19 protein-coding genes are annotated in these 21,990 nt (G+C 71.1%); 12 read left to right on the top strand and 7 right to left on the bottom strand.

The features are described 5' to 3' along the window. Positions 1–265: 265 nt before the first annotated feature. Together ACTWPW_RS36575 and ACTWPW_RS36570 are read right to left on the bottom strand one after the other, a co-directional pair. A complete protein-coding gene (locus tag ACTWPW_RS36575; protein ID WP_375113346.1) occupies positions 266–772 on the bottom strand; it encodes a GNAT family N-acetyltransferase in 507 nt (168 codons plus the stop codon). Then, positions 769–957 carry a DUF5999 family protein gene (locus ACTWPW_RS36570; protein ID WP_375113345.1) on the bottom strand — a complete coding sequence of 63 codons (189 nt, stop codon included), beginning with the start codon at positions 955–957 and terminating at the stop codon, positions 769–771. Before ACTWPW_RS36570 ends, ACTWPW_RS36575 begins: the two co-directional genes overlap by 4 nt. 615 nt (positions 958–1,572) lie before the next feature. Here ACTWPW_RS36570 and ACTWPW_RS36565 point away from each other — a divergent pair. The 3 genes from ACTWPW_RS36565 to ACTWPW_RS36555 all read left to right on the top strand — a co-directional run bounded on the left by ACTWPW_RS36565 (position 1,573) and on the right by ACTWPW_RS36555 (position 5,385). Next, positions 1,573–2,181: a superoxide dismutase gene (locus tag ACTWPW_RS36565; protein WP_443171329.1), complete on the top strand. Its 609-nt coding sequence runs from the start codon at positions 1,573–1,575 to the stop codon at positions 2,179–2,181. A 70-nt stretch (positions 2,182–2,251) separates the two neighbouring features. Further along, entirely contained in the window at positions 2,252–3,361 is a 1,110-nt protein-coding gene (locus ACTWPW_RS36560) for a serine/threonine-protein kinase (protein ID WP_443171328.1), read from the top strand. A gap of 35 nt (positions 3,362–3,396) precedes the next feature. After that, the gene (locus ACTWPW_RS36555; RefSeq protein WP_443171327.1) at positions 3,397–5,385 is read left to right on the top strand and encodes a protein kinase domain-containing protein; all 1,989 of its coding nucleotides are present in this window, start codon (positions 3,397–3,399) and stop codon (positions 5,383–5,385) included. Positions 5,386–5,468: 83 nt separating this feature from the next. Here ACTWPW_RS36555 and ACTWPW_RS36550 read toward each other — a convergent pair whose 3' ends face one another. After that, a complete protein-coding gene (locus ACTWPW_RS36550; protein ID WP_364118960.1) occupies positions 5,469–5,726 on the bottom strand; it encodes a hypothetical protein in 258 nt (85 codons plus the stop codon). Positions 5,727–6,196: 470 nt separating this feature from the next. Between ACTWPW_RS36550 and ACTWPW_RS36545 the strand changes: the two genes are divergently transcribed. Further along, entirely contained in the window at positions 6,197–7,582 is a 1,386-nt protein-coding gene (locus ACTWPW_RS36545; protein WP_375113342.1) for a class II fumarate hydratase, read from the top strand. 3 nt (positions 7,583–7,585) lie between these two features. On the opposite strand, the gene trpD is transcribed toward ACTWPW_RS36545, so the two are convergent. Continuing rightward, positions 7,586–8,635, bottom strand: coding sequence for an anthranilate phosphoribosyltransferase (gene trpD / locus ACTWPW_RS36540; protein ID WP_443171326.1), 1,050 nt, complete (start codon positions 8,633–8,635; stop codon positions 7,586–7,588). A 241-nt stretch (positions 8,636–8,876) separates the two neighbouring features. On the opposite strand from trpD, the gene ACTWPW_RS36535 reads away from it, so the two are divergent. Genes ACTWPW_RS36535 through ACTWPW_RS36515 form a run of 5 tightly spaced genes read left to right on the top strand, consistent with a single transcriptional unit; the run spans position 8,877 to position 14,968 of the window. After that, entirely contained in the window at positions 8,877–9,629 is a 753-nt protein-coding gene (locus ACTWPW_RS36535) for a 3-hydroxybutyrate dehydrogenase (protein WP_364118968.1), read from the top strand. Beyond that, positions 9,629–11,521, top strand: coding sequence for a helix-turn-helix domain-containing protein (locus ACTWPW_RS36530; protein WP_364118971.1), 1,893 nt, complete (start codon positions 9,629–9,631; stop codon positions 11,519–11,521). Before ACTWPW_RS36535 ends, ACTWPW_RS36530 begins: the two co-directional genes overlap by 1 nt. Before the next feature lie 31 nt (positions 11,522–11,552). Beyond that, complete coding sequence (locus ACTWPW_RS36525) at positions 11,553–12,827, top strand: MFS transporter (RefSeq protein ID WP_375113339.1); 1,275 nt, start codon at positions 11,553–11,555, stop codon at positions 12,825–12,827. Next, positions 12,824–13,822, top strand: a complete 999-nt coding sequence (locus ACTWPW_RS36520) for an alpha/beta fold hydrolase (RefSeq protein WP_443171325.1) — start codon at positions 12,824–12,826, stop codon at positions 13,820–13,822. The genes ACTWPW_RS36525 and ACTWPW_RS36520 overlap by 4 nt, the downstream gene beginning before the upstream one ends. Continuing rightward, positions 13,823–14,968: an alpha/beta hydrolase family protein gene (locus tag ACTWPW_RS36515; RefSeq protein WP_375113337.1), complete on the top strand. Its 1,146-nt coding sequence runs from the start codon at positions 13,823–13,825 to the stop codon at positions 14,966–14,968. Here ACTWPW_RS36515 and ACTWPW_RS36510 read toward each other — a convergent pair. Continuing rightward, positions 14,958–16,955: a glycosyltransferase family 2 protein gene (locus ACTWPW_RS36510; protein ID WP_443171324.1), complete on the bottom strand. Its 1,998-nt coding sequence runs from the start codon at positions 16,953–16,955 to the stop codon at positions 14,958–14,960. The two genes, ACTWPW_RS36515 and ACTWPW_RS36510, sit on opposite strands and share 11 nt — an antisense overlap. A 70-nt stretch (positions 16,956–17,025) precedes the next feature. Next, positions 17,026–17,685, bottom strand: a complete 660-nt coding sequence (locus tag ACTWPW_RS36505) for a lytic transglycosylase domain-containing protein (RefSeq protein ID WP_375113335.1) — start codon at positions 17,683–17,685, stop codon at positions 17,026–17,028. Positions 17,686–18,005: 320 nt separating this feature from the next. On the opposite strand from ACTWPW_RS36505, the gene ACTWPW_RS36500 reads away from it, so the two are divergent. The 3 genes from ACTWPW_RS36500 to ACTWPW_RS36490 are packed head-to-tail and all read left to right on the top strand — an operon-like array spanning position 18,006 to position 20,592. Continuing rightward, entirely contained in the window at positions 18,006–18,680 is a 675-nt protein-coding gene (locus ACTWPW_RS36500) for a response regulator transcription factor (protein WP_364118986.1), read from the top strand. Further along, positions 18,677–20,089 carry an ATP-binding protein gene (locus ACTWPW_RS36495; protein ID WP_375113334.1) on the top strand — a complete coding sequence of 471 codons (1,413 nt, stop codon included), beginning with the start codon at positions 18,677–18,679 and terminating at the stop codon, positions 20,087–20,089. The genes ACTWPW_RS36500 and ACTWPW_RS36495 overlap by 4 nt, the downstream gene beginning before the upstream one ends. Beyond that, positions 20,086–20,592: a hypothetical protein gene (locus tag ACTWPW_RS36490; RefSeq protein ID WP_443171323.1), complete on the top strand. Its 507-nt coding sequence runs from the start codon at positions 20,086–20,088 to the stop codon at positions 20,590–20,592. The genes ACTWPW_RS36495 and ACTWPW_RS36490 overlap by 4 nt, the downstream gene beginning before the upstream one ends. On the opposite strand, the gene ACTWPW_RS36485 is transcribed toward ACTWPW_RS36490, so the two are convergent. Then, a complete protein-coding gene (locus ACTWPW_RS36485; protein WP_364119084.1) occupies positions 20,593–21,861 on the bottom strand; it encodes a PhoH family protein in 1,269 nt (422 codons plus the stop codon). Positions 21,862–21,990: the final 129 nt, after the last annotated feature.

Genomic DNA, 21,990 nt, shown 5'->3' with positions numbered 1-21,990 from the left:
AAACTCACCAGGCCCGGCCCCGGACGCCCCAAAGGATCAAGGAACCGGCCGAAAGACAAGCGCCCGCCCTACCGCAAGACCGTAGCCGCCGACAACGAACACCGAGAGTGACGTTAAATCGCAAGCTCAGGGCTCGCCCGCCTTTGTGCGTCCGGCCGTCTGCGGGAGGCGAGCGCGCCGGCGGCGGAGCCAAGCGAGCGGGGCCAGGCGGGTCGGCCCGGCGAGAGGATCGGCGGCCAGGGGGTCGGCGGGGAAGCCGGACGGGTCAGAGGGCAAAGGGGGCCGGGTAGGCGATCGTGCCGCTCGGCACCGGCCGGGCCCCGGCGAGCGCCAGCGCCATCATCGCCTCATCAGGCACGTCGAAGGGTGCCCGGATCGAGTAGGAGGAGGCCCGGACGAAGCCGAACCGAGGGTAGTAGGCCGGGTGCCCGGCAACGAGCACCAGGGACTCGCCACGGTCGCGGGCGGCGTCGAGACCGGCGATGATCGCCGCGGAGCCGGCGCCCTGCCGCTGGCGGGCGGGCAGCACGGCGCAGGGGGCGAGGGCCAGGGCGGGAGCCCCGTCGACGTGGCAGCGGGTGAAGAGCGCGTGCCCGGCCACGACCCCGTCGTGCTCGGCCACGATGGACAGGCCGGGCAACCAGGCGGGGTCCTTGCGAAGTGCGTCGACCAGGTCGGCCTCGAGCGAGGTCGCGAACGCCGCGAGGTTGATCCCGCGGATCGCCGGCACGTCTCGCTCCTCCTCCGGCCTGGTGACCCAGGAGAGGCTCACGCGGCCACCGGGGCCCGGTGCGGTGCCACCACGCTGCCGTCGGGCAGCAGCAGACCGGTGTCATCGAACAGCACGACGCCGTTGCAAAGGAGGCTCCAGCCCTGGTCGGGGTGGGCCGAGATCACGTGCGACCTCTCACGGTCGAGGGAGTCGGCACTTGGGCAGACGGGGTAGTGACTGCACATCGCGCACCTCTCAGATTGCGCTCCGGATTGCTGGGTCTCAAAAGGGCAACTGGCGCCCTGACGGCGTGCGAAGGTCCAGTGCGGCTCTGGTCGGCTTCCTCGGCCGGCGACGAACCTGGATCTGGCGCATCTTCATCACGTCCTTAGCGGTCTGTCTTCGGTAGTGGACCTCGGCGGATGCTTTCAGTCTGACGTTCGGGACCGACAGTTTCCGGTCTGCTTCCGGCTGTCCGGCAGGAGCTCGCCTTCTTCCTTGCCTTAACCATGCCCCCGCCCCCTTACGGCACCCTTACAACTCGCTGACGCCGCCCCGTGGGTTCCTGTCAGTCAGCCTGCCGTACGCCTGAAAGTCCCCTACCTGGCATCATGCACAAAAATCCGGCAAGTCGTTGTGCCGATCGACACAGAGGCCCGGTGAGCTGCGCAAACGCTCCGGGGAAAGCCGGGCGGGAACGCCTGCGCGGGCGGGGGTAAGCCGCCCGCGCGGCGGGACCAATCTGACCCTCGACAGATTGCCAAGAGAAGACCTAGGTCGCAAGTCCGATGCAGTTGCGAATTACTTGCAATAGTCTCCCCTTCGAGATCAGCGAGATCGACAAAGGAGGAGACGGCCGCATGGGGGACTACACGCTTCCCGACATGCCGTACGACTACGCGGCGCTCGAACCCGCCATCACCGGCGAGATCCTGGAGCTGCACCACGCCAGGCACCACGCCGCCTACGTCAAAGGCGCCAACGACACGCTCGAACGCCTCGCCGAGGCCCGCGACAAGGGCGAGTTCTCGAACCTGGTGGGCCTGGAGAAGACGTTCGCCTTCAACCTGTCCGGGCACGTGCTGCACTCGATCTTCTGGGAGAACCTGTCGCCGGACGGCGGCGACCGCCCCGACGGACCTCTCAGGGACGCGATCGACCAGCACTTCGGCACGTTCGACGCGTTCCGGCGACAGCTCACCACCGCCACCGCGTCCGTGCAGGGCTCCGGATGGGGCGTGCTGGCCTGGGAGCCGCTGAGCCGCAGGCTCGTCGTCGAGCAGGTCTACGACCACCACGGCAACGTGGGGATGAACACCACGCCGCTGCTCGTGTTCGACGCATGGGAGCATGCGTACTACCTTCAGTATCGCAACGTCCGCCCGGACTACGTCGAGAAACTGTGGGGCCTCATCAACTGGGATGATGTGGCCCGGAGGTTTGCTGACGTGACGAGTCAGGCGGGTTGACTTAAGTTCGCAACAAATTATCGGCCCCGCCTCTACTGGTCGGTTTACACAAATAGGTAAGCTGCCTGGCATGCGTGCGCCCTCCGGTTACCTACTCGCCGCGCGCTATCGGCTCATGGAGCCGGTTGGTCGCGGCGGCATGGGCACCGTTTGGCGGGCACATGACGAGCTGCTCGACCGGGACGTGGCGGTCAAGGAAGTTCGGCTGCCCACCGTGCTCGACGAGGAGTTGCGTGCCGAGCTGTGCGCGCGCACCGAGCGTGAGGGCCGGGCGACCGCGATGGTCGCGCATCCCTCGGTCATCACCGTGTTCGACGTGGTCACCGAGGACGACCGGCCGTGGATCGTGATGGAGCTGCTCCGGGCCAAGTCCCTGGAGCAGCTCATCCAGGAGCAAGGACCGCTCCATCCCCGCAGGGCCGCCGAGATCGGCCGGCAGATCCTGGGCGCGCTGCGCGCCGTGCACGCCAAGGGGATCCTGCACCGCGACGTGAAGCCGAGCAACGTGCTGGTGACAGAGGACCGGGCGGTGCTCACCGACTTCGGACTGGCCGCGCTCGAAGGTGACGTTTCCATCACCCAGGCGGGCATCGTTCTCGGGTCCGCGGGATACATCGCTCCAGAGCGGGTGCTCGGCTCGAAGGCCAGCCCGGCGGGCGACCTGTGGTCGCTCGGCGCGACCCTCTACACCGCCGTCGAGGGCCGGGGTCTGCACGGCAGGCGTACGGCCGCCGCCGCGCTCGCGGCACTGACCAGTGGCGAGCCGATCCCGATGACCAAGGCGGGGCCGCTGGCTCCCGTGCTTGACGCGCTGCTCAGGATCGACCCGGCGACCAGGCTCGACTCCGTACGCGCCTCGCTCATGCTGGCCCGGGTGGCCGCGGGCGGCTCGGCCGAGGAGCCCCTCACCCCGAACAGGCCCGCGCGTCCCACGTCGCCGACCTCCCAGCCCCCTTTCGTACGCAGGCCCGCGCATCGCGGGCTGCACAGGGCGGATCCTCCGGCGGCCACCCTCAACGTGCCCTCACCGCGGCAGGAACGTAAACCTGGTGAGGGAGTGCACAGGAAGCGGGTTGAACCACGGCCAGCTCCGTCCGCTTATGCCCGTTTCAAAGCTACGGTGATAAAGTTGTGCCTTCCTCGGCGGTTCTGGCCAAGAGAACTTCGCAAGCGAGGGTAAAGCACTTCCCAAGCGAGAATCGATATCTTCTTCTCATGCCGGAACAGCAGACACGCCTGCTCGCGGAGCGCTACGAGCTCATCACCCCGCTCGGCCGGGGCACGATGGGGACCGTGTGGCGCGCCCGCGACCGCGCGCTCGGGCGCGAGGTGGCGGTCAAGGAAATCCGCCAGGACCCGGGTCTCACCGAGGAACAGCGGGCCGAGCTGCGCGAACGCATGGTTCGTGAGGGCCGCATCGCCTCGCGCATCAACCACCCGTCCGTGGCCTCCATCCATGACGTGCTGATCCAGGACAACAGCCCGTGGATCATCATGGAGCTCATCGAAGCCCGCTCGCTGGAGCAGGTGATCGAGGAGGAGGGGCCGCTGCCGCCGCGGCTCGTGGCGGAGATCGGCGTGGATCTGCTCGGAGCGCTGCGCGCCGCGCACGCCCAGGGCATCACCCACCGCGACGTCAAGCCCGGCAACGTGCTCATCACCGAGAACGGGCGCGTGGTGCTGACGGACTTCGGCATCGCCAAGGCCGAGGGCGACTCGCGGCTGACGAAGACGGGCATGGTGATCGGCTCCCCCGGCTACACGGCCCCGGAACGTGCCAGGGGCGACTACACCGGCCCCGAGTCGGACGTCTGGTCGCTCGGGGCGACTCTGTACTTCGCCGTCGAGGGACGTCCCGCCTACGAGCGGTCCACGATCGCGGAGACGCTGGCGGCGCTGCTCACCGAGAGCGCCGACCCGCCCACGCAGGCGGGGCAGCTTCGACCCGTGCTGAACGGGCTGCTGAACAAGGACTACCGGCAGCGGCTCGGCGCTGCCAAGGCGGAGACCCTGCTACGCATGGTCGCCGACACCCCGACGAGCGAGATGCCGGTGCTCACGGCCGAGGCTCTTAAGGCTCAGGAGGCCGCTTTGCCCGACCCGTTCGCCGCTCCGCAACCCACCACCCCTGGAGACCAGGGACCCGCCGGCCGCGCGACCGGCCCCCAGATTCCCACCGGACAGGGCGCAGGCGCTCAAGGCCCCGCCGGTGGTCAGAGGGCAGCCGCCCAGGGCCAGGGCGGGCCCGCTCAAGGTCCCGCCGGCCGCGGCCGCCCCCAGAGCACAGGCCCGCAGGCCGCGACCCCGCACGCCGCGGGCATGGGCGCCGCTGGCATGGGCGCCGCGGCGTCCGGCGCGCCGCATCCCGGAGCGCCGGGGCCGCAAGGGCCCGGCGGACGCGGCGGCCCAGCAGGCTCCGGAACGCAGGGTCCCGGAACGCAGAGGTCCGGAACGCAGGGCCCAGGAGCGCAGGGGCCCGGAGCGCAGGGGCCCGGAGCGCAGGGGTCCGGCGCCCAGAGGTACGGCGCGCAGGGGCCGAGCGGCCCCAACAGCCCCGGCGGCGGGCAGCAGCCAGGCGCGCCCGGGCAGCGACCGGCCGGAGGCCAGGGTCAGACACCTCCCTCGGGGCCTCAGGGACCGTCCCGCGGGTCGAACGCGCCCACCGTGCCACAGTCCACCCCGGGCCGTCCCCCGCAGGGACAGCAGCCCTTCCAGGCGCAGGCGGCGGGCGGTCCCGGCGGCGCCGGCCAGGGCGGCGGCCCGCACGCCAACCCGCCGGCTCCGGAAGGCGACTACGACCCGGAGCGTACGGTCAGCATCTCCCGGCCCAAGGGCCCGTTCCCGTCGGGGCCGGAGCAGGGCGGCGGCCGGCCGCCGCAGCATCCGGGTGACGAGGGCTCCGTCGCCACGACCCGCATCCCGTCGCCCAAGAACGGACCGCCGGGCCAGCAGGTCTACCCGCTGCCCGCCCCGCCCACGGGCGGCCAGCAGCCGCCCCGGCACCAGCCGATGCCGCAGGGGCCTCAGGGCCCGCAGCAGGTGCCGCACGAGAGCCAGGGGCTGGGCACGGACCTGTTCGCCATCGCCGGGCAGCCGGAGCAGAAGCCCGCGGGCAACCGCAACGGCATGCTGGTGCTGATGGCGGTGGCCGCGGCGGCCGCCGTGGTGATCGCCGTCCTCATCGTGGCCCTCTTCTCCAGCTGATCGGTCCGCCCCGGACCGGCGACAGGCAGAGAGTAGGGCCGCGCCGGGTGTCCGGTGCGACCCTGCCCGGCCTGATCGTCGCGCTAGTTGTTGATGTTGGTGTTCGTGTTGCTGATGTTGATGTTGCCGCTCCCGTTGCCGCCACCTCCGTGGCCACGGGCGCGGCACTTGGCGGGCTTCTTGTGGAATTTGCAGGGGTGCAGCGGATAGGCGACTGTCTGCGTGGTGGTCTTCTGGGCCGACGTGTCGGCGGCGGCGGACTGTGCGGCGACCGCGACGGGCGCGACCAGCGCTGAGGCCGCCAGCGCACCGGCGGCGAGAACGTTGTTGACCTTGATCATAGAAGATCGCCTCTTGCTGGTTTCCCAGGATTGGCGTCCGAAAAATGCCAGTACGGACGTTGGGTTAAGACCCACGCTAGGAACCAGCGGTGGCGAAGGTGATCTGATGGAGGCAAAAGTCGCGGCTGGCCATGATTGCCGAGGCATACGCGGCCAGAATGCCCGGAAATCGGTTAACTACGCTGCGCTACGACCGTAATATCCGTCATGCCGTGCGCTAAAGGGCGGCTTAAGGGACGGCGGCCCGGCCGGAGGCGCCGGGCGAGATGTATCGCACAGGCGCCCGGTCCGGCAAAGCCCCTCGACCCGCGGCCCCGCACCCGTTGGCGCGCGCCCGGCGTACGAGCAGGTCCCGGCGAGGTGATGCGGAGGTAGACCAAGGCGCCGCTGAGCTGGCGATCCGCTGACCTGGGACCCCCGGCGGCGCCGGTTTCGAGCCCGGCGCGAGATGGTGGGTCAGACTGGAAGTCATGAGCGAGTTCAGGATCGAACATGACTCGATGGGCGAGGTACGCGTGCCCTCGGGCGCCAAGTGGCGCGCGCAGACCCAGCGGGCAGTGGAGAACTTCCCGGTATCGGGCCGGCCTCTGGAGCCGTCCCACATCGCCGCCCTCGGCCTGATCAAGGCGGTGGCCGCAGAGGTCAACGGCGAGCTGGGCGTGATCGACAAGGACATGGCGGAGGCCATCGCGCAGGCCGCCGCCGACGTGGCGGAGAACGAGCACGACGCCCACTTCCCGATCGACGTCTTCCAGACCGGCTCCGGCACCTCGTCCAACATGAACGCCAACGAGGTGATCGCGACGCTGGCCGAGGAGCGGCTGGGCCGGCCCGTGCATCCCAACGACCACGTGAACGCCTCCCAGTCGTCCAACGACGTCTTCCCGACCTCGATCCACGTGGCGGCGGCGACCGAGGTGACCTACCACCTGCTGCCCTCGTTGAGGCACCTGGCGGAGGCGCTGCGGGAGAAGGCGATCGAGTTCGACGGTGTGGTGAAGTCGGGGCGCACCCACCTGATGGACGCCACGCCCGTGACCCTGGGCCAGGAGTTCGGCGGGTACGCCACGCAGATCGAGCACGGCGTCGTACGCGTCACGGCGGCGCTGGAGCACGTCCTGGAGCTGCCCCTGGGCGGCACCGCCGTGGGCACGGGCATCAACACGCCGCAGGGGTTCGCCCAGGAGGCGATCGGCAAGCTGCGCGAGGCGACCGGCATCCCGTTCCTGGAGGCGAGGGACCACTTCGAGGCCCAGAGCGCGCAGGACTCCATCGTCGAGCTGTCCGGGCAGCTCAAGGTGGTGGCGGTGTCGCTGACCAAGATCGTCAATGACCTGCGCTGGATGGGCTCGGGGCCGCGGGCGGGGCTCGGCGAGATCAACCTGCCCGACCTGCAGCCGGGCTCGTCCATCATGCCCGGCAAGGTCAACCCGGTGATCCCCGAGGCCACGGCCATGGTCGCGGCCCAGGTGATCGGCAACGACGCGGCGATCACGTTCGCGGGGGCGTCCGGCTCCTTCGAGCTGAACGTGCAGCTGCCGGTGATCGCGCGCAACATCCTGGAGTCGATCAGGCTGCTGGCGAACGTCTCGCGCCTGCTCGCCGACCGCTGCGTCTCCGGCATCACGGCGAACGTCGAGCGCCTGCGCGAGTACGCCGAGTCGTCCCCGTCGATCGTCACCCCGCTGAACCGGTACGTGGGCTACGAGGAGGCCGCGAAGATCGCCAAGCAGGCCCTGGCGGAGCGCAAGACCATCCGCGAGGTCGTCATCGAGCGCGGCCACGTGGCCGCGGGCACCCTGACGGAGGAGCAGCTCGACGCCGCGCTCGACGTACTCTCGATGACCAGGCCGTAGGGGTCACACCTGGCCCGAGGCCGTCCTCGTGGCGTGGGCCCAGCGGGTGAGCAGGGACAGGGCGGCGCCCGAGTCGACGGCGTCCGCGGTCCGCTTGTGCGCCGCGGCCAGGACGGACGTGAGCTCGGCCGCCGGCGGCGTGCCGTCGGCGGCCACCACGGCGGCGGCCGCGTTGAGCAGGACGACGTCGCGCACCGGGCCCCGCTCGCCGGAGAGCACCGCCCGTGCCACGTCCGCGTTGTGCCGCACGTCGCCGCCGCGCAGGTCGTCGGCATGGGCGCGCGGGATGGACAGGTCGAGGGGATCGAAGGCGGTACGCGTCACGACGCCCCGGCGTACGACCCAGATCGTCGAGGGCCCGCAGGTCGTCAGCTCGTCGAGCCCGTCGTCGCCCCGGAAGACGAGCGCGGAGCAGCCGCGCTCGGCCAGGACGCCCGCGATGACCGGGGCCATGCCCGGATGGAAGACCCCGACCGCCTGGGCGGGCGGGAGCGCGGGGTTGGTGAGCGGGCCGAGGAAGTTGAAGACCGTGGGGACGCCGAGCTCGCGGCGCGGCCCCGAGGTCCGTCTCAGCGCCGGGTTGAAGACGGGCGCGAAGCAGAACGTGATCCCCACCTCGTCCGCCACCCGGACCACGGCGGCGGGCGGCAGGTCGACGACCACGCCGAGCTCTTCGAGCACGTCCGCCGCCCCCGCCATGGAGGACGCGGCCCGGCCGCCGTGCTTGACCACCTTGGCGCCCGCGGCGGCGGCCACGACGGCGGCCATGGTGGAGATGTTCACGGTGTTGGCCCGGTCGCCGCCGGTGCCGACCAGGTCCACGGGGTCGCCCTGGACCCGGATGGCCGACGATCTGGCCAGCATGCCGTCGGCCAGCCCGGACACCTCCGCCACGCTCTCGCCCTTGGCCCGCAGGGCGATGGCGAACGCGGCGATCTGGGCGTCCGTCGCGCGGCCCGACATGATCTCGCCCATGGCCCAGGCGGCCTGGCGGGAGGTCAGCGACACGCCGTCGAGCAGCGCGGTGAGGAGCCGCGGCCAGGTGGTGGTCATGAAAGTCCCCTTCTCGTCAGTGCTCGACGGGGGGACACCCACCAGAAACGGTGACGGCCGCCTCGTCGAGGCGGCCGTGTGCGTATGCGCCGGAGGTCCGCCTAGGAGGCGGGCCACCACTGTGACGAATACGCGATCATGCCCCCAACATAGCAGATGCCCTTGATCCACATATGGCGGCACGCATCTATGTCGCCCGCACCCATGCGGCGCGGCGCGGCCACCGCCTAAGGTGCGGGGTATGGCGAACGAGCTGACGGGGCGGACCGCGCTGGTGACGGGGGCCGGGGGCGGCATCGGGGCGGCGTGCGCCCGGCGGCTGGCCGCGGCGGGGGCCAGGGTGCTGGTCGTCGACATGCGGGCCGAGCCCGCCGGGAAGGTGGCCGCAGAGATCGGCGGCACGGCCGTGGTGGCCGATCTGAGCGACCCGGGTTTCGCGGCGGCGCTGCCGGACGAGCCCGTCGACATCGTGGTGAACAACGCCGGGTTCCAGCACGTCGCGCCGATCGAGGAGTTCCCGCCCGAGGTCTTCGCCACGATGCTCAGGGTGATGGTCGAGGCGCCGTTCCTGATCGCGCGGAAGGTGCTGCCCGGCATGTACGCCAGGGGCTGGGGCAGGTTCGTGAACATCTCGTCGGTGCACGGGTTGCGGGCCTCGCCGTACAAGTCGGCCTACACGACGGCCAAGCACGCGCTGGAGGGGTTCTCCAAGGTGGTGGCGCTCGAAGGGGCGCCCCACGGGGTGACCTCGACCTGCGTCTGCCCGGCGTACGTGCGGACGGGCCTGGTGGAGGCGCAGATCGCCGACCAGGCTAGAGTGCACGGCATCGCGCCGGAGGAGGTCGTGGAGAACATCATGCTGGAGCCCGCCGCGATCAAGCGGCTGATCGAGCCGGAGGAGGTGGCCGAGCTGGTCGCCTACCTGTGCGGGCCGAGCGGGGCGTTCATCACCGGGGTGTCGCTGCCGGTGGACGGCGGGTGGACCGCCCGCTGATGGCCAGACACTTCCTCGAACTGCTGGCCAGGGAGGCTTCGGCGGTCGAGTTCGAGGGGCCGATCATCCAGGCCAGGGCCGCCGGCGCCGACCCGGCCGCGATCGAGGAGCTGGAGCGGGCCAAGGTCGAGGCGCTCAAGGTGCGTGACCTGCTCAAGCGGCGCGCCCGGCGCGAGGCCGAGCTGTCGGCGCTCTACGACACGGCCGGCGACCTGGCGGCGCTGCGCGACCTCGACGCCGTGCTGGAGGCGATCGTGCACCGGGCCAGGCAGCTCCTGGCCACCGACGTCGCGTACATGACGCTGCACGACCCCGAGCGCGGTGACACCTACATGCGGGTCACGGACGGGTCGATCTCGGCCAAGTTCCGGGCGTTGCGGCTGGCCATGGGGGCGGGGCTGGGCGGGCTGGTCGCGCAGACGGCCACGCCGTACTCGACGGCCGACTACTTCGCCGACGCCAGGTTCCGGCACAAGGAGCACATCGACGAGGCCGTCAAGGAGGAGGGCCTGGTCGCCATCCTGGGCGTGCCGCTGCGACTGGGGCAGCGGGTGATCGGCGTGCTGATGGCGGCCAACCGCAGCGCGCGGCCGTTCCACCAGGAGGAGGTGTCGCTGCTGGCCAGCCTGGCCGCGCACGCCGCCGTCGCGATCGACAACGCCAGGCTGCTGCAGGAGACCAGGAACGCGCTGGAGGAGCTCTCCCACGCCCACAGGACCGCCAGGGCACACGGCGAGGCCGTCGAGCGGGCCGCCATGGCCCACGACAGGATGACCTCGCTGGTGTTGCGCGGCGGTGGCATCGAGGACGTGGCGGCCGTGGTGACCGACGTGCTCGGCGGGTCGCTGGCCGTGCTCGACGACCTGGGCCGGGTGATCAGCGGCGACGCGGGCGAGCTGGCCGGGCTGGACGCCGGGGTGTTCGAGGCGGCGCAGGCGTCCAGGGCGCTGGGGCGTACCGTGCGCAAGGGCGATCTGCTGATCGCCTCCGCGGACGTCGGCGGGGAGCCGCTGTGCACGCTGGTGCTGCGCAGCGACGACGCCGACGAGCGCATCCTGGAGCGGGCGGCGCTGGTGTGCGCGCTGCTGCTGCTGTTCCGCAGGAGCGTGGCCGAGGCCGAGGGGCGGGTCAGGGGCGAGCTGCTCGACGACCTGATCTCGCGGCCCGACTCCCCCGGGCTGGCCGACCGGGCCAGGCGGCTCGGGGTCGATCTGGGCGCGCCGCACGTCGTCGTGGTGGCCAAGCACGAAGGGCAGCGGGAACGCGCCGCCTTCTGGGCCTCCTCCCAGGCCGCGATGCGGCACGGGCTGGCCGCGGGGCGGGGCGACGAGGTGGTGCTGCTGCTGCCGGGCGAGAACGCGGGCGTCATGGCGCAGCGCGTGGCCGCCGAGCTGACCGCCTCGCTGCACGGCACGGCGACCGCGGGCGCGTCCGGCGTGGGCGGGCAGGGCGGGCGGGTGGTCCAGGACGTGGCCGCCGCCTACCAGGAGGCGCGGCGGTGCGCGGAGGCGCTGATCGCGCTCGGGCGCGCGGGCGGCGGCGCGAGCGCGGCCGAGCTGGGGTTCGTCGGGCTGCTCGTGGGCGACGGGCGTGACGTGCGCGGGTTCGTCGACAGGGTGCTCGGCGAGGTGATCGACTATGACGCGCGCAGGGGCACCGCGCTGGCCGGCACGCTGGAGACGTACTTCGGCACGGGCGGCTCGCCCTCGCGTACGGCCGAGGCCATGCACATCCACGTGAACACCGTCACGCAGCGCCTCGACCGCATCGGCAAACTCCTGGGCGACGGCTGGCTGGAGCCCGAGCGGGCGCTGGAGATCCAGCTCGCGCTCCGCCTGCACCGGCTCGGCCACACATCCGGCACGAAGACTGTGGGCCCGAACACCATATGAGTGACCTCGGTCACAACCTACGGTGACCGGCATGGCCACTTCCATCAAGAAGATCGTCGCCGCGAGCCTGATCGGCACCACCGTCGAGTGGTACGACTTCTTCCTGTACGGCTCGGCAGCCGCCCTCGTGTTCAACAAGCTCTTCTTCCCCGAGTCCGACCCGCTGACCGGGACGCTGCTGGCGTTCCTCACCTACGCCGTCGGATTCATCGCCCGCCCGCTCGGCGGCCTGGTCTTCGGCCACTTCGGCGACCGGATCGGCCGCAAGACGCTGCTGGTCGTCAGCCTGGTCATGATGGGCGCGGCGACATTCCTGATCGGCTGCCTGCCGACGTACGAGACGCTGGGGCCCGCCGCGGCGCTCGTGCTGACCTCCCTCCGGCTCGTGCAGGGCTTCGCGCTCGGCGGCGAGTGGGGCGGCGCGGTGCTGATCGTCTCCGAGCACGGCGACACGGCGCGGCGCGGCTTCTGGGCCTCCTGGCCGCAGGCGGGCGCCCCGGGCGGCAACCTGCTGGCCACCGGCGTGCTGGCGGCGCTGGCCGCCTGGCAGAGCGACGAGGCGTTCCTGTCGTGGGGCTGGCGCGTGCCGTTCCTGCTGTCGGGCGTGCTGGTGCTGATCGGGCTCTGGATCCGGCTGACGATCAGCGAGTCGCCGGTGTTCCGGGAGTCCGCGCCCGAGCCCAGGGCCCCGATCGTCGGGGTGCTGCGGTATCACTCGAAGGACGTGCTCACCGCGATCGGCGCGCGCCTGGCGGAGAACATCTCCTTCTACCTGCTGACCGTCTTCGTCATCACCTACGCCAAGCAGAACGGCATCTCCAACTCGACCGTGCTGAACGCGGTGCTGATCTCCTCCGCCATCCACTTCGTCACGATCCCGATATGGGGCGCGCTGTCCGACCGGGTCGGCCGCCGCCCGATCTACCTGGCGGGCGCCGCCGGCATCGGGCTGTGGATCTTCGCGTTCTTCCCGCTCGTCGACACGGGCAACTTCCTGGCGATCACCCTGGCGGTCACCGTCGGCCTGCTCTTCCACGGCATGATGTACGGCCCGCAGGCGGCCTTCTTCTCCGAGCTGTTCGGCACCAGGACGCGCTACACCGGCGTCTCCATCGGCGCGCAGCTCTCGGCGATCGTGGCCGGCGCGCTGGCCCCGATCATCGCGGTCGCCCTGCTGCAGGCCTACTCGAGCAGCGTGCCCATCTCCATCTACCTTGGCCTGGCGGCGGTGCTCACCCTGATCGCGGTCTACACCGCACGCGAGACCCAGGGCCGCGACCTGGCCGAAAGGATCCACGCGCGATGAAGGTCACCACACCCAGGCTCACCCAGCACGTCCTGACCGTCGAGGGCAGGACCACCGGCGAGCCCGTGCTGTTCGTGCACGGGAACGTCTCCTCCGGCGCCTTCTGGCGCGACAGCCTGGCGGCGCTGCCCGAGGAGTACCGCCCGCTCGCGGCGGACCTGCGCGGGTTCGGCGGGACCGACCCGGCGCCCGTGGACGCCACGAGGGGGCTGCGGGACTACTCCGACGACCTGATCGAGCTGATCGGCGAGCTGGGCCTGGACGGGGTCCACCTGGTCGGCTGGAGCATGGGCGGGGGCGTCGTCCTGCAGATCCTGCGCGACCGCCCCGCGGCCGTCAGGAGCGTCACCCTGGTCAACCCGGTCTCCCCGTACGGCTACGGGGGCACCGAGGGCGCGGACGGCCGGCTCACGCACCCGGACGGCACGGGCGCGGGAGCCGGGGCGGCCAATCCGGACTTCCTGGCCCGGCTGCAGGCGGGCGACATGTCGGATGAGTCGCCGACGTCGCCCCGCAACGTCTTCCGCTCCTCCTACGTCAAGCACCCCGTCCCCGACGAGGACTTCTACGTCGCCGCGATGCTGACCACCCGGGTCGGCGAGGCGCACTACCCCGGCGACGCCGCCTCCTCCGACGCGTGGCCGGGCGTGGCGCCGGGGAAGACCGGCGTGCTCAACGCCCTGGCGCCCACCCACTTCCGCCTGGACGACCTCCACGAGATCGACCCCAAGCCGCCGATCCTGTGGATCAGGGGCGCCGACGACGTGATCGTCTCCGACGCGTCGCTGTTCGACCTGGCCCACCTGGGCGCGCTCGGCGTCGTGCCCGGCTCCCCCGGCACCCCGGCCCAGCCCATGGTGGCGCAGACCAGGGCGGTGCTGGAGCGCTACGGCCGCTTCCAGGAGGCCGTGCTGGACGACTGCGGCCACAGCCCGCACCTGGAGCACCCCGCCGAGTTCCAGCGCCTGCTGGCCGAGCACCTGAGGAAGGCGTAGATGCTGGTCGCACTCACCCTCGTGGCGAGCTTACTGACGCCCGCCCAGCAGCTCACCGTGCCGGGCGCCGAGCGCGCCGAGATCGCCGCGCTCGACGACCTGACCACGGCGGGCACGGCGCTCACCGGGCACACCGACCCGGCCGACTGGGCCGGGCTGCACTCGGCCGCCACGGTCAACCCGACCGGCGTGCCCGGCATCCAGATCGACGGCTACTTCCCCGACACCTCCACCGGCAACGCCACGCGCGGCTGGAACCATGACTCCCAGTTCGTGATCAGGCTGCCGGAGAACTGGAACGGCGGCCTGGTCGTCAGCGGCACCCCGGGCAACAGGGAGCAGTACGCCAACGACTACACGATCTCCGACTGGGTCCTGTCCAAGGGGTACGCGTTCGCCGCCACCGACAAGGGCAACGTCGGCGTGAACTTCCACGAGGACGGCCGCTCCCCCGGCGACGCCATCGCCGAGTGGAACCACCGCGTCACCCAGCTCACCGTGGCCGCCAAGGCCGTGGTCAGGCAGCGGTACGGCCGCAAGCCCGACCGTACGTTCGCCGCCGGCATCTCCAACGGCGGCTACCTGGTCAGGTGGCAGTTGGAGAACCGGGGCTGGCTCTACGACGGCGGCGTGGACTGGGAGGGCACGCTCTGGCGGGTCAAGGGCGACAACCTGCTGAACTTCCTGCCCCCGGCCCTGAAGGCGTACCCGGACGAGGCCGGGGTGCGGGCCGCCGGGTTCGCGGCGGGCTCGGAGTTCCTGTGGCCGTTCCACCGGCAGTACTACTGGGAGCTCACCCAGCAGCTCTACCAGAAGGAGCTGGACCCGTCCTACCAGGGCGCGCCCGCCGACTACGACTACGACGAGCGCCGCCCGTACGCGGCCGTGGCCAAGATCGCGCTGACCGGGCGGATCACCAAGCCGCTGATCACCCTGCACGGCACGCTGGACACGCTGCTGCCCATCTCGCGCGACTCCGACGTCTACGCGAAGATGGTCGGCCCGCACCGGCCGTTCCGCTATCACCGCGTCGAGGGCGGCAACCACCTGGACAGCCTGGTGGACGTCCACCCCGACCGGCTCAAGCCGATGCTCCCGGCCTTCAGGAGCGCCTTCCAGGAGCTGGAGGGCTGGGTCAGTCCCTGAGGTAGCGATGCCTGCCCGCGCGCGCCCAGCGCACCATGTGCCGCGCGCCGGGCAGCCGCCTGCCGAGGCGGTACAGCACGGTCTCCCGGCCCATGGGCGAGCGGCGCTCGGGACCGACGGCGGTGGCCGGGCGCACCTCGACCCGGCCCCTGCGCATCTCCAGCGCGAACCGCAGCCCGATCTCCTCCTCCGAGGAGCGCAGCGAGGTGATCCAGTCGCCGGGGCCCAGGTGCTCGACGCCCGGCATCAGCCGCTTGACCGGCACCTTGGCCACCAGCTGGCCCGCGATCCGCCCCGGCACCCCCGCCTCGACCAGCGCGGGCGCGCACACCTCGCGGCCCCGCCGGCCGGTGCTGCGCAGCACCAGCTCCAGCGCCGGCCCGCCGCTCGGCGGCACGTACGGCACCGGCAGCACGACGTAAAGGTGCTTGTCGAGCTGCTTGACCATCACGCCCGGCGACACCAGCGCGATCGACTCGGAGAACGAGCGCGGCTCGATGGCCAGGCCCAGCTCCCCCTGATCGCTCCAGCACGGCACCACCAGCCGCATCCTGGGCCGCTGGGCCAGCACGCCCAGGCAGTTGAGCGGGCCCTCGGGGCGGCTGACCCGGCTCCTGGCCTGGTTGGCGCCGCTGTACATGCGGACGTGCACCTCCCACTGGCCCGGCCTGAGCGGCTCGCCGAGAGCGGCGCTGGTGATGTCCAGCCTGGTCTCGCCCTTGATCCGGATGCGGACGCGGCGGCGGCCGTCCTGGATGCGCTCGACGTGCTGGGTCAGCGGCAGGAAGTGGACGACGCCCGTCTCGGTGTGCCGCACGTAGAGCTCGATGCGGGCCCGCTCGACGGCGTCGGTGATGTCGGTGACGTCCGGCGACAGCTTCTTGGTGTCCAACGAGCGCGGCGGGATCCAGTGCAGGCGGTCGCCGTCCACGCGGTACCTGTCCGGTGAGCCGTCGCCGGCCCGGATCTCCGCGGTCAGCCCGAGCACCAGGACGTGGGCGTCCCAGCGCACCTCGGTGAGGTCGGCGCGCAGGCCCGCGCGCCTGACGGAGTTCGCCAGCAGCACGATCTGGTCCAGGCGGCCCATCCGTACGTACCCGGCCACCACGCGGAGCTGGACCGGCAGGTGGCGGTCGAGCCGCTCGGGGAAGCGCCGGGCCATCAGCTCCTGGACGACGCGGAAGTGCATCCCCCGGTCGACGGAGGAGTCGGCGAACTTGGCGGTCACCAGCGGGCGCAGGACGGCGTAGCGGAGCCAGTAGGCGTACATGCGGTCGCGCTGGCGGCCCTCGCCCACGTACGTGTCGATGTCGTCGAGCAGCGCGTGCAGCTCCTTGACGATCGCCCGCGGCTCCTCCTCGGCAGGCGGGCGCTCCCCGAGGTGGCAGCAGACGTGCTCGGCCAGCACCGCGACGACCTTGGCCTGCAGGTAGGCCCGCAGCACGAACGCCTGCTCGCCCATCCGGCCGCCGGGCACCGAGAAGCCCAGCTCGTGCTCCTCCAGGAAGGCCCGGCGGTAGAGCTGCTGCGGGACCAGCAGAGTGAGCAGCCGGTCGCGCAGGATGTCGGCGCGGGCCGAGCTGCGCTCGAACGCCATCATCGGCGGGCCGTAGTCGCGGATCAGCCGGCCGACCAGCACGTCCGCGTCGGTCTCCACGGCGCGCTCATGCATGTGCACGAGCGCGTCCCGCTCCAGGAGGTCGCCCGGGTCGAGGAAGTAGACGTAGTCGCCGGCGGCCGCCGCGAGCCCCACGTTGCGGCCGCGGCTCGGTGAGCCCGTGTACGGCAGGTGCAGCGCACGGACGTTCGTCCGGACCGTGGCGATGGTGTCCAGGCGCTCGGCGATCCCGTCCGTGGACCCGTCGTCCACGAAGATCACTTCGTATTCGTCCGCGGGCATCGTCTGCTCCAGCGCGGAGCGGATGCACGCGTCGGCGGTGTCACCCGGATTGTGGACATTGATGATCACACTGACCTTCACACCCATGCGGCCAGCGTGCGCCCGTATACAGGATCGGGCGTGACGGCTTGCCGATTAGAGGCGGAAAGTTGACCCGTTAATACCAACCCACGGACTGTGAGTGGCCCCAGGCACCGCAGGGGCTGCCGTAGCGGCCCTTGATGTAACCCAGCCCCCACTTGATCTGGGTGGCGGCGTTGGTCTGCCAGTCGGCGCCCGCGCTGGCCATCTTGCTGCCGGGCAGGGACTGCGGGATGCCGTACGCGCCGGAGTAGCGGTTCATGGCCCGCTCGTTCCAGCCGCTCTCCTTGTGCCAGAGCCGCTCCAGGCAGCCCCACTGGTCCGCGCCGAACCCGAACGAGGCCATCATGGCCTTGGCCGTGGCCTTGTTGCTGCCCGGCGAGGGGTCGCTGCCCGGCGGGAAGTTCTGGGCGGGGAAGCCGTCGCCGGCGGGGGCCTGCTTGGGCACGACCCAGTCGAGGCCCTTGCCCGCCGCGCCGGAGCGGCCCTTCTTGAGCTGGTCGGCCCGGTACGCCTGCTCGGCCTCGGCCTTGAGCAGGTCGTTCTCGGGATCGGGCGCGTAGAGGTCGCCGCTGGCGAGCTTGCCCAGGTCCTCCAGGGAAAAGGCGTCCTTGGGCGGCTCGTTCGCGTTCTCGACGGCTCTGTAGGCGACGAAACCGCCGCCGCCGAAGACGATCACCAGGGAGAGCACGGTGATGATGACGCGCTTGGGAGTGAAGCGCGCAGGCCGGCGCACCGAGGGGAGATCTTCCTTCGGGGGGCGCTCACTCAACTGCGGACCGGGGCTCACGATGCATGAGCTTGCCCTGTCATAGGGGGTGGTCCGCAACCGAAACGCGGGAATCCCTTGGCGTAAATTTCACCAACCACCAGGTTAGGTGGGAGTTTCCGAAATATTGTGACTTTAGTCACACCAGCAACGGCTCCCCTTCGGGCGCCCGTAACCGAAGGGAAGCCGCTTTCAGGGTTGCGTGCCTTCTTCGGGATCGGATCCGCGCCATGTCACAGTTCGGTGACACAACCCGGATATTCGGGACATGGAATAATAATGTGCGCGTGGCTGGCATCCTCCTTGTTGAAGACGACCCCTCGGTCCGTACGGCTCTCGAGCTGGCGCTGACCCGACAGGGGCATTCCGTCACGTCGTACGCGACGGGTGAGGAGGCTCTCGACCACATCAGAGCCCGCCGCCCGGAGATCGCGATCCTCGACGTCATGCTCCCGGGAATCGACGGGGTCGAGGTGTGCCGTCGCGTACGCAAGCTCGACCAGCTCCCGGTCATCCTGCTCACCGCCAGAGGCGACGACCTGGACGTCGTGGTGGGGCTGGAGGCAGGCGCCGACGACTACGTGGTCAAGCCGGTCGAGCCCCGGGTCCTGGACGCCCGCATTCGCGCCGTGCTGCGCCGGGCCGAGTCCGCCGCCTCCGACCGCATCACCTTCGGCGACCTCGTGATCGACCGGGGCGCGCTCAAGGTCACGCTGTCGGGCAAGGAGATCCACCTGACCCCGACCGAGCTGCGGCTGCTGCTGGAGCTCGTACGGCACCCCGGCCAGGTGCTCAACCGCCGCTACCTGCTGCGCGTGGTCTGGGACCACACGCACATCGCCGACTCCCGCCTGGTGGACGCCTGCGTGCAGCGCATCCGGGCCAAGATCGAGCCCAAGCCCGCCGAGCCCGTCTTCATCCACACCGTGCGCGGCTTCGGCTACCGGTTCAGCCCTCCGTGATCCCGCTTCCCACAGGGCTGCGCGCCCGCCTGGTCATCACGTTCACCCTCGTCGCCGTCGCCGCCGCGCTGGTGGTCGCCACGATCGGCTTCGAGCTGGCCAAGACCGCGCTCGTCACCAGGGCCGAGACCACCTCGCTCGACCTGGTGACCAGGGAGCTCGGCAGCGTCACGTTCCCGGTCGGCAAGCTCAGGCCCGGTGAGGCCGCGCCGACGTCGAAGGAGCTCGACCGCCTGGCCCACGCGCTCAGCGGCCCCGGCCGCAGCGTGCTGGTCGAGTACCACGGCCTGATCGCGGCTGAGGGCCCCCTGTCGATGAGCGACGTGCCCAACGAGCTGTACGGCCGGGCCAAGCAGAGCGTCGTCACCCAGCGCAAGATCATCCGCAACGAGCTGTTCCTCATCGTCGGCGCCGAGGTGTACCGCGCCAACTCGGGCGGGGCGGAGGCCACCGGGCTGCGGGCGTTCGTCTTCTTCCCCATGCAGGACGACGAGCGCCAGCTCGCCACGCTCAGGACCACGCTCACCCAGGCCGGCGTGGGCATCGTGCTGATCGCCCTGGTCGTGGCGCTGCTGTCGGCCAGGCAGGTGCTCCTGCCGGTACGCCGGCTGAGCGCCGCCGCCCAGGCGCTCGGCCAGGGCCGGCTGGACACCCGCCTGCCCGTGCACGGCCAGGACGAGCTGGCCGGGCTCACCGCCAGGTTCAACGACGCGGCCGCGGCGCTGGAGCTGAGCGTGGCCGAGCTGCGCTCGCTGGAGGCCATGTCGCGCAGGTTCGTGGCCGACGTCTCGCACGAGCTGCGCACGCCGCTGACCGCGATGACGGCCGTGGCCGACATGCTCTCCGACGAGGCCGACCACCTGCCGGACGCGCCCGCGCAGGCCGTGCGGCTGGTGCTCAGGGAGATCGACCGCCTGCGCGAGCTGGTCGAGCACCTCATCGAGATCAGCCGCTTCGACGCGGGCACCGCCACGCTCAACCTCGAACCGGTGAACGTGGCCGACGCCATCCAGGACTGCCTGGAGGTGCGCGGCTGGAGCGACGAGGTGACGGTGAAGGCGTCCCAGGGCCTGACCGCCACCCTCGACGCCAGCAGGTTCGACGTCATCGTGGCCAACCTCGTCGGCAACGCGCTCAAGCACGGCCTGCCTCCGGTGGTGGTCAGCGCCAGGGCCACCGAGAACGGCCTGGAGGTGAAGGTGCGCGACCACGGCAAAGGGATCCCGCACGAGGCGCTGGCGCACGTCTTCGACCGCTTCTTCAAGGCGGGCGCCGGCCGGGAGCGCAGCCAGGGCAGCGGCCTGGGCCTGGCCATCGCCCGCGCGAACGTCCTCCTCCACGGCGGCACGATCTCCGTACGCCCCCAGAATCCCGGAACCCTCTTCACGGTCTGGCTCCCGCACGCATGAAGACGCCCCTAAGCGCCCTCGCCATCGCCGCCCTGCTGACCCTCACGGCCTGCGGCATCTCGCCCACGGACGTGCAGGACCGGGGCAACGCGCCCACCATCAGGATCCCGCCGCCGTCCAAGACGATCTTCCTGATCAGGAACGGCGAGCTCGCCCTGGAACCGGCCGACGTCGACACCGACACCGTGGCCAGCCTGCTCGGGGCGCTCTTCGAGGCCTCCACGCAACCGCTCGGGGACCGGGACACGGCGCTGCGCGGGTTCACGTACCTGAGGATCAAGAACTCGATCAACCCGCCGCAGCGCGACGAGATCCAGCTCCCGCGCACCTCGACGCTGACCGTCTACATCAGCGGCGAGGGCACGCTGACCAAGCTCGGCAAGGCGCAGATCGTCTGCACCGCCCAGCAGGACGCGGCGTTCGAGCTGGTCAAGATCGTCCGGGAGAACGAGAACTCCCCCTCCAGGACGGAGGGGGAGTTCACCTGCGGCGAGCTGAAATGATCACATGGTGATGTCCTCGAGCATCTCCGTCACCAGTGCGGCGATCGGCGAGCGCTCCGACCTGGTCAGCGTGACGTGGGCGAACAGCGGGTGGCCCTTCAGCTTCTCCACCACCGCCACCACGCCGTCATGCCGGCCGACCCGCAGGTTGTCGCGCTGGGCCACGTCGTGGGTGAGCACCACCCGCGAGTTGGCGCCGATCCGGCTCAGCACCGTCAGCAGCACCCCGCGCTCCAGCGACTGGGCCTCGTCCACGATCACGAACGCGTCGTGGAGCGAGCGGCCCCGGATGTGCGTCAGCGGGAGCACCTCCAGCATGCCCCGGTCGAGCACCTCCTCGATCACCTCGGGAGAGGTGATCGCGCCGAGCGTGTCGTAGACCGCCTGCGCCCAGGGGCCCATCTTCTCGCCCTCGCTGCCGGGCAGGTAGCCGAGCTCCTGGCCGCCGACGGCGTAGATGGGGCGGAAGACGATCACCTTGCGGTGCTGGCGGCGCTCCAGGACCGCCTCCAGACCCGCGCAGAGCGCCAGCGCCGACTTGCCCGTGCCGGCCCGGCCACCGAGCGAGACGATGCCGACCTCCGGGTCCATCAGCAGGTCGAGCGCGATCCGCTGCTCGGCCGAGCGGCCGTGCAGGCCGAAGACCTCCCGGTCGCCGCGGACCAGGCGGACCGACTTGTCGGGCTGCACCCGGCCCAGCGCCGAGCCCTTGGCCGACAGCAGCCGGAGGCCGGTGTGCGTGGGGAGCTCTCTGGCCTCCTCCAGGTCGGCGGTGCCCTTGTCGAAGAGCGTCTCGACGTCTTCGGTGGTCACCTGGACCTCGGCCATCCCCGTCCAGCCGGACTCGTGGACCAGCTCGGCGCGGTATTCCTCGGCGGACAGCCCGATGGAGGCCGCCTTGACCCGCAGCGGCAGGTCTTTGGACACCAGCACGACGTCGCAGCCCTCGGCGGCCAGCGAGCGGGCCACGGTCAGGATGCGCGTGTCGTTGTCACCGAGGCGGAAGCCCACGGGCAGAATGGACGGATCGCTGTGGTTGAGCTCGACCCTGATCGTGCCGTCCCCGGTCGGCATCGGCTCGTCCAGTCTGCCGTACTGGACCCTTAGCTCGTCGAGGTAGCGCAGAGCCTTCCTCGCGAAGTAGCCGAGCTCCGGATGGTGCCGCTTGCCTTCCAGCTCCGTGATGACCACGATCGGAAGGACCACGTCGTGCTCGGCGAACCGGGTCATCGCGGCCGGGTCGGCCAGCAGAACCGAGGTGTCCAGCACGTACGTGCGCTTGGCCGACTGGTGAGTAGGGTTGCTCGAGGACACTGCCACACGTTCTCCCCCGGGCGCCCCTTGGTGCGGGCGCCCTGCAGACGAGGTGGGAATCGGACCGGACCCGCGTCCCCGACC

This window comes from Nonomuraea sp. KM90 (genome assembly GCF_052246675.1).
In the GTDB taxonomy this organism is placed as follows: Bacteria; Actinomycetota; Actinomycetes; order Streptosporangiales; family Streptosporangiaceae; genus Nonomuraea.
Note: the sequence above shows the minus strand (reverse complement) of the source record. Positions and strands in the feature narration are given on the sequence as shown.